Source organism: uncultured Sphingomonas sp. (genome assembly GCF_964243315.1).
Taxonomy (GTDB): Bacteria; Pseudomonadota; Alphaproteobacteria; order Sphingomonadales; family Sphingomonadaceae; genus Sphingomonas.
The window spans coordinates 1-7,737 of sequence record NZ_CAXTEM010000086.1 but is presented as its reverse complement, the minus strand read 5'-3'; the positions used below and the strand labels follow the sequence as shown (position 1 = coordinate 7,737).

General features: G+C 67.3%; 6 protein-coding genes. 3 read left to right on the top strand and 3 right to left on the bottom strand.

Annotated features, from left to right (window positions below):
• Positions 1–110: 110 nt before the first annotated feature.
• Positions 111–1,349 (bottom strand): AI-2E family transporter, encoded by a 1,239-nt coding sequence (locus ACFE77_RS15380; protein WP_375422523.1) that lies wholly within the window; start codon positions 1,347–1,349, stop codon positions 111–113.
• A gap of 578 nt (positions 1,350–1,927) precedes the next feature.
• Between ACFE77_RS15380 and ACFE77_RS15375 the strand changes: the two genes are divergently transcribed.
• Positions 1,928–3,397, top strand: a complete 1,470-nt coding sequence (locus tag ACFE77_RS15375) for an FGGY family carbohydrate kinase (RefSeq protein WP_375422522.1) — start codon at positions 1,928–1,930, stop codon at positions 3,395–3,397.
• Between the two features lie 3 nt (positions 3,398–3,400).
• Here ACFE77_RS15375 and ACFE77_RS15370 read toward each other — a convergent pair whose 3' ends face one another.
• Entirely contained in the window at positions 3,401–4,000 is a 600-nt protein-coding gene (locus ACFE77_RS15370) for a DUF4893 domain-containing protein (protein WP_375422521.1), read from the bottom strand.
• Between the two features lie 393 nt (positions 4,001–4,393).
• Positions 4,394–6,100 (bottom strand): class I adenylate-forming enzyme family protein, encoded by a 1,707-nt coding sequence (locus ACFE77_RS15365; protein WP_375422524.1) that lies wholly within the window; start codon positions 6,098–6,100, stop codon positions 4,394–4,396.
• A 161-nt stretch (positions 6,101–6,261) separates the two neighbouring features.
• Between ACFE77_RS15365 and ACFE77_RS15360 the strand changes: the two genes are divergently transcribed.
• Positions 6,262–7,494, top strand: a complete 1,233-nt coding sequence (locus ACFE77_RS15360; protein ID WP_375422520.1) for a serine hydrolase domain-containing protein — start codon at positions 6,262–6,264, stop codon at positions 7,492–7,494.
• A gap of 46 nt (positions 7,495–7,540) precedes the next feature.
• Positions 7,541–7,737, top strand: a 197-nt coding sequence (locus ACFE77_RS15355) for an enoyl-CoA hydratase/isomerase family protein (RefSeq protein ID WP_375422519.1), incomplete at its 3' end; no start/stop codon positions are given.

The window sequence follows — 7,737 nt, the reverse complement described above, 5'->3', positions numbered from 1 at the left end:
ACCCGCGACCTCCGGCGTGACAGGCCGGCGCTCTAACCAACTGAGCTACACCCGCTTGGAAAGCGTGAGGCGCGCCCACTATGGCACCCACCCCACCCTGTCAACAGCCCTCAACCACCTTCGTCGACGGGATCGCTCCGGCGGTGCCGCCGGTCGCGGCGTTGCTGGACCAGCGTGCCGTGTTCGAACAGGAACCCGGCGATGTCCGGCTTGCCCGCCGCGCCCAGCACGGTCTGGAGGATGATCAGCAGCGGCACCGCCAGCAGCGCCCCCGCGGTCCCCCACACCCAGCCCCAGAAGCTCAGCGACACCAAGATCAGGATTGGATTGATCGTCAGCCGGTGCCCGACCACGAACGGCGTGATCGCATTGGCCTCGACCAGATGGCAGCCGATCATGATCGCGGGCGGCAGCATCGCCACCCAGATGTCGGGAAAGGTCATCAGCCCGCCCAGCGCCATCAGGAACGCCGCAATGATCGGCCCGAAATAGGGGATGTAGTTGAGCAGCGCCGCGATCCCACCCCACATCAGCGGATAGGGCATGCCGACGAGGTGGAGCGCCCCCGCGATCACCAGCCCCAGCGCGATGTTGATCGCGGTGATCGTCCCCAGATAGGCCGACACGTCGTCGACCACGTCCTGGATCACCCGCGCGGTCGCCATCGCCCCGTCGAAGCTCGTTCGCCCGGTGATCGTCCGCCGCCGCAGCCGGGTCCATCCCGACAGGAAGAAGAACACGATCAGCACGCCGAAGAAGAACTGCACGATCACCGTCGGCGCAGAGGTGGCGGCAAGCTCCAGGATCGAGGTGGGCGGTGCCACCGCGGTCGCCTGCGGGCGCGGCGGCGGAGAGGACGCCACCTGCCGCAGCATCTTGTTCACCGATTTCTCGAGCGTCGAATACAGGTCCAGCAGCGGCGACAGATTCTCCTGGATCCGGCTGATCCGCGATGGCAGCAGCCGGAAGAAATCGGTCGCAGGCACCACGATCGCGGCGATCGCGACATTGGCCATCACCAGGAACACCAGCACGCAGAACAGCGCCGCGATCGGCGACGGCACGCGGTGCCGCTCCAACCATTCAAGCACCGGCACCAGCGCGATCGCAATCACCAGTGCGGCAGTCAGCGGAAGGAAGAACTCGGCGCCCGATTTCAGGGCGAACGGCAGTCCGAGCGCGAGCCCGATCCCCGCGATCAGCGTCAACGCCGCCAGCAACCGATCCCGCCGCTGCGCGATCCGGATCGCCTCGTCCGCCTCCACCCCCATCGGCAACCCGAACGCACCCTCACGATCGGGCTGCAGGCCCGGCGTCATCATCCGCTCGGAATCGTCTAGGTCAGCCATCGGGCCAGCGTAGGGCGGAACCACGGTCGGCGAAAGGCGGGGCTTTGCCGTCGGGGGCGATCGGAAGGTTGCCGATGAAAGAAGCTCGGAACCCAGCTTTGCGCACCAGCAACGCCGATCCCGACCCTTGACCCCCGCCTCGACGCCAACCCCAACCCCAACCCCACCCCCAATCCGTTCGTCTCGACTAGGGATCGAGCTTGTCGAGAGCCCGTATCGAGAGACACTGCCCAATTAGACGCACCTCTCGATACGCCGTCTCGACAAGCTCGACAGCTACTCGAGGCGAACGGTGGAGTGGTGCAATCGAATGCGCGAGGCGAACGGGTGAATGGGCGAACCGGCGGGTGGCGAACGGACGGCTCGCCAAACGGACAATCTTCAAACTGGTAAAAGGGGTTGCTTGAGGACGGCTCCGATCGCACAGCACGTCGTTCAGCGCCGCAGGCTACTCACCCCTTCTTCCTCCGCGTCTCCGCGTCTCCGCGCGAACCCTCTTCCTTTACCCCTTTCGCGCCTTCGCGAGAACCACCCGCCTCGATTTTGCCTCGGTCCCTCGTTCCCGCTACCTTCCCGCCATGGATAAATACCTCCTGGTCATAGACGAGGGCACCACCTCGACCCGCGCGATGCTGTTCACGGCGGACGGCCGCTGCGCCGCGAGCGAAGCCACTCCGCTCGACCAGCATTACCCCCGCCCCGGCCGGGTCGAGCACGACGCCGCTGAGATCTGGCGCAAGACCCTGCGCGTCACTGCGGCGATGGTCGCGCAGGCCGGCGGCGCGGATCGGATCGCGGGCATCGGGATCACCAGCCAGCGCGAGACCATCGTGTTCTGGGACAAGCGCACCGGGGAACCGCTCGCGCCCGCGATCGTCTGGCAGGACCGGCGCACCGCCGCCGACTGCGCCGCGCTCCGCGACGCCGGGCACGAACCGCTGGTGCAGACCCGCACCGGGCTCTTGCTTGACCCGTATTTCTCCGCGTCGAAAATCGGCTGGGCGATGCGCGAATGGCCGGACCTGGCCGCGGCGGGCGATCGGCTCGCGGTCGGCACGATCGACAGCTGGCTGATCTGGAAACTGACCGGCGGTGCGCACCTGACCGACGCGACCAACGCCAGCCGCACCGCGCTGATGGCGATCGGCGCGGGGACCTGGGACGACGAGATGATCGCGTTGTTCGACGTCCCCCGCGCCGCGCTGCCCGAGATCGTCGACTCTGCGGGCGCGTTCGGCACCACCCGCGCGTTCGGCGGGTCGATCCCGATCTGCGGCATCGCCGGCGACCAGCAGGCCGCCTCGATCGGCCAGGCCTGCACCGCGCCCGGCGAGACCAAGGCGACCTTCGGCACCGGCGCCTTCATCCTCACCCATGCCGGCGCCACGCAGCCGCGATCGGATCGCCGCCTCCTGTCGACGATCGCGGTGCAACTCGGCGGCATCCGCAGCTACGCGCTCGAAGGATCGGTGTTCGTCGCCGGCAGCCTCGTCCAATGGCTACGGGACTCGCTCGGCCTGATCGCCGCCGCCAAGGATACCGAAGGACTGGCGCGCAGCGTTCCCGACAATGGCGGGGTCTTCCTCGTCCCCGCGCTCAGCGGCCTCGGCGCGCCGTGGTGGGAGCCGAATGCGCGCGGTGCGATCTCGGGGCTCAGCTTCGCCAGTGGCAAGGCACATGTGGCGCGTGCCGCGCTCGAGGCGATGGCGCACCAGGCGCACGATCTGAAGACCGCCTTCGCCGCGGACGGACAGGATTGGCGCACGCTGCGGATCGACGGCGGCATGGTCGCCAACGACTGGATCGCGCAGGACCTCGCCGACATGCTCGGGCTGACCGTAGAGCGCCCGAAATTCGCCGAGACGACCGCGCTCGGCGCCGCGATGCTCGCCGGGATCGGGGCCGGCTGGTTCGAGGACCTCGATGCCGCGGCGGCGATGCGCGGCGAGCTGGAGACCTTCGAACCCGCGATGACGGCCGAGGTCCGCGACACCCGGCTCGCGGGATGGAAGGCGGCGGTCGACTCGGTCGTCGCGCTCGCCGGCTGACGGTCAGCCCTCGGGCGCGGGCACCGCGGGCTTGGCACCCGGTACCAGCGGCGTCACCGGCACGAGCTCGTAGATGTCGAGCGTCGCGCCCTTGCCAGCCTGCGTCAGCACCAGCCGCCAGCGGAACGGCGCGACACGTTCGACCACGCCGGCGACATCCTGTGCCGGGTTTTCGCCATAGGCCGGCGCGGCGTCCTCGCCCGGCCGCTTGAACGATCCGATGAAGATCTGCCGACGATCGGTGTCGGGGAACAGCCAGCCGACCGGCAGATTGGTCCCGGTTTGCTTGGTGAAGGCGAGGCTGTCCTTCTCGACCTCGACATAGCAGAAGTCTGGTGCGTAGCTCGCGAACCCCGCCCGGCCGCCGAACCGCACCAGCCGGCAATGATAGGGCCCCGGCGGCAGCGTGGGCGCCTCCAGCGCCGCGGCCGGATCGACCAGTGCCCCCTCGCCCTTCAGCTTCGCGGCCAGCCGCCGCGGCACCGCCGCCCGCGCCTTTGCCCAGGTTGCGGGCAACGCCGCGATCCGCTGCTTGTCCGCCACGCTCGCCGTCACGTCCCACGCGGTCGGCTCGCTGCCGACCGTCACGGCTGAAGAAACCACCGCCGGGGGCGGCGCCTCCGGTTTCGACGCACATCCGCCCAGACCGAGCATAGTACAGGCGAGCAGAGGCGCAGCACGACGCATCGTCGTTAATCCTAAGGCTTGGGTCGTCGCTAAGGGCTTGGTCTCAGCCCATTAACGAGAAGTGCAAGCCTTTGGTTAACGAAAAGTTAACGCCGCGGTGAATGGCTGCTCGGGCCGGACCGATCGAAAGTGCGGAACGACGCCACTACCACCGCCCGCCACCCGGCGAAGGCCGGGGCCCAGTTGGGAAAGCCATAGTGAAGAAGCGGCGGCCGCAGTCACGATCCGCTCGAACCTGGGCCCCGGCCTCCGCCGGCGTGGTAGGAAGGAAGGGAGCTAGCCACCACCCTCGCACCCCCCTCCCGCTCGCTAAGCAGCCACGCCCACCCGATCCTCGAACAACGCCTTCAGATCCTTCTTCAGGATCTTGCCGTTCGCATTTCGCGGCAGCGTCTCCGGCACGAAGCGGATCGCGACCGGCGTCTTGAAGACCGCGAGCCGCTCGCGGACCCAAGCTTGCAACTCCGCCTCGCTCGCCTCGCATCCCGGGCAGAGGTGCACCACCGCCGCGGGTTCTTCGCCCAGCGTCCGGTGCGGCAGGCCGATCAGCGCGCAGTCGGTCACCGCGGGATGCGCGTAGAGGACGTTCTCGACCTCGGTCGAATAGATGTTCTCGCCGCCGCGGATCACCATGTCCTTGGCGCGATCGACCACGTAGCAGAAGCCCTCTTCATCCAGCCGCGCGAGGTCCCCGGTCCGCACCCAGCCGTCGACGAAGGTCGCCGCGGTTTCCTCGGGCTTGTTCCAATAGCCTTTCACGATCATCGGTCCGCGCGCCCACAGCTCGCCGATCTCGCCGACCGGCAGTTCCGTGACCCCGTCTTCCGCGACGATCTTTAGGTCGGCGACCGCGACGGGTGGTCCCGCGCTGGTCGGCCGGTTGAGGTAATCTTCCGACGAATGCGACGTCACCGTCGCCATCGTCTCGGTCATTCCCCAACCATTGCCGGGCAGCGCGCCGAATTCGGTGTAGATGCGCTTGACCAGCTCGGGCGCGGAAGGCGCGCCGCCGTATGCGATCGCCTCCAGGCTCGACAGGTCGTACTTGTCACGGTCGGGATGTTCGAGCAGTTGCCACGCGATCGTCGGCACGCCGCCCGTCAGATTGACCTTCTCGCGCTCGATGATCTCCATCGCGCGAACGGTGTCCCATTTGCGCATGAACACCATCGTGCTGCCGGTCGCGATCGTCCCCATCATGCTCGCGCTGCACGCGGTGACGTGGAACAGCGGGATCACCGTCAACCCGACCCGCGGGGTCGGCTCGGGCGGCGCCTCGCCGCGCCGCAGGAACGATCGCGCTCCTGCATAGCCACCCGACAGGATATTGGTCATCAGGTTGCGGTGCGTGCCTAGCGCCCCCTTCGGCGCGCCGGTGGTGCCGCTGGTGTAGAAGATCGTCGCGTCGTCGTCGGTCACCAGATCGACCGCGGGCAGCACCGTCTCGGGCAGCGTCCCCCAATCGTGCGGCGTCCCGATCACATCCTCCAGCCGGCTGGCGATCCCGTCGAGCGGCTCGGCGGCGCGAGACACCAGCACCTGCTCCAGCGCCGGCAACCGCGCATATTGCTCGCGCAGCCGTGCATGCCGCTCCGCATCGACGATCAGGATCTTGGACCCCGAATCGGCCAGGCCATATTCCAGCTCGCCGCCGGTCCACCACGCGTTGAGCGGCACCATGATCGCGCCGATCGCGGTGGCCGCGAAGAAAGCCACCGGCCATTCGGGCAGGTTGCGCATCGCCAGCGCTACACGGTCGCCCTTGCCGACCCCCAACGCCACCAGCCGCGCCGCCAACGTCGCCACTGCGCGGTACGTCGCCTCGTAGCTGACCCGCTCGTCCTCGTAGATCGTGAACAGCTGCGCGCCATGCCCGCGGCTCGCTTCGATCAGAAACCGTAGCGTCGGCGGCGCATTCTTCCACACGCGAGTCGACACGCCACGGATATCGATCGTCTCCATCTCGAACTTGGTGCCGGGCGCGGTGAGCATCGCATGCGCCTGCGCGATCGACATCACGGGCCAGTTTTCGGGAAGGGCGATAAGCGGTTCGCTGGCCAAGATGCATCCTCACTGGCTTGATGATCGGGTACGGCTATTTGCTCTTTTGAGATCAGGTTACTGTTGATTCAAGCTGCGCTCAAGGCAATAGGAGCAGGCGAGTTCGAATTGGGGGTATGGAAGTGACCATGACAGTCGCAGCACCGGAGAGCCACGGCTTCGACTCCCGCCGCCTCGCCGCGGTCGAGACGTTCGTGAAGGAGCGCTACGTCGATTCGGGCAAGCTCCCTAACGCCCAGCTGCTGGTCGCCCGCGACGGCGAGATCGTCCATCTGTCGAGCACCGGCACCGCACGCGAAGGCGGCGCGCCGATCGACGAGGCCTCGCTGTTCCGCATCGCCAGCATGACCAAGCCGATCACCTCGGTCGCGTTCATGATGCTGGTCGAACAGGGGCTGGTCGCGGTCGATACTCCGGTCCACCACGTCCTGCCCGAGTTCAAGGGTCTCGGCGTCTACAATGGCGGTGGCGGCGGCGTGCCGTTCCTGACCAAGGCTACCGCCGAGCCGATGCGGATGGTCGACCTCCTTCGCCACACCTCGGGTCTCACCTACGGCTTCCAAAACCGCACCAACATCGACGCCGCTTATCGCGAATCGAAGATGGAGAACTGGCACGGCGGGCTCGACCTGCAGGGCTTCGTCGCCGCGCTCGGCAAGCTGCCGCTCGAATTCACCCCCGGTTCCGCCTGGAACTACTCGGTCTCCACCGACGTGCTCGGCGCGGTGGTCGAGCGGGTCTCGGGCCAGACCCTCGACTTCTTCTTCCGCGACCGCATCTTCGCACCGCTGAAGATGGAAGATACCTTCTTTCAAGTGCCGGCCGACAAGCTCGATCGGCTGACCGACTGCTACACCTTCGTACCCGGCAAGGGCCGCATCATGTACGATCGCGGCGAGGCGAGCGCATGGAGCCGCGCGCCTAAATTGCTGTCGGGTGGCGGCGGGCTGGTGTCGACCGCGCTCGACTATCATCGCTTCACCGCGATGTGCCTGAACGGCGGCGAGCTCGACGGCGCGCGGATCCTCGGTCGCAAGACCATCGACCTGATGACCCGCAACCACCTGCCCGGCGGCAGCGATCTGTCGCAGATGTCAAAGTCGCTGTTCAGCGAGGCGGCCAATGCCGGCACCGGCTTCGGGCTCGGCTTCGCGATCAACATAGACGTCGCGCGGTCGATGGTGCCCGGCTCGGCCGGCGAATATTACTGGGGCGGAATGTTCTCGACCGCCTTCTTCATCGATCCCGTGGAGCGGTTGACGATGGTGTTCATGACCCAGATGAGCCCGTCCAGCGTCTACCCGATCCGCCGCGAACTGAAGACGATGATCTATTCCGCGCTTACCTGAACCACCGGTGGTCCTGCGCAAGCAGGAACCCGTAAGGAGACAAGAGATGACCAGCCCGATCCGCACCGAACGCCATGACGACGTCCTCGTCATCATCAGCGACAACCCGCCCGTCAACGCCCTCGGCGCCGCGGTCCGTCAGGGCCTCGAAGCCGGGATCAAGGAAGCCGCCGCCGACGACGGCATCAAGGCGGTGGTGATCCGCTGCGACGGCCGCACCTTCTTCGCCGGCGCCGACATCAC

What these genes read in the sequence shown, in the direction of transcription:
- ACFE77_RS15380 (WP_375422523.1), bottom strand. Translation starts at nt 1,349, where the DNA reads ATGGCTGACCTAGACGATTCCGAGCGGATGATGACGCCGGGCCTGCAG.
- ACFE77_RS15375 (WP_375422522.1), top strand. Translation starts at nt 1,928, where the DNA reads ATGGATAAATACCTCCTGGTCATAGACGAGGGCACCACCTCGACCCGC.
- ACFE77_RS15365 (WP_375422524.1), bottom strand. Translation starts at nt 6,100, where the DNA reads ATGTCGATCGCGCAGGCGCATGCGATGCTCACCGCGCCCGGCACCAAG.
- ACFE77_RS15360 (WP_375422520.1), top strand. Translation starts at nt 6,262, where the DNA reads ATGGAAGTGACCATGACAGTCGCAGCACCGGAGAGCCACGGCTTCGAC.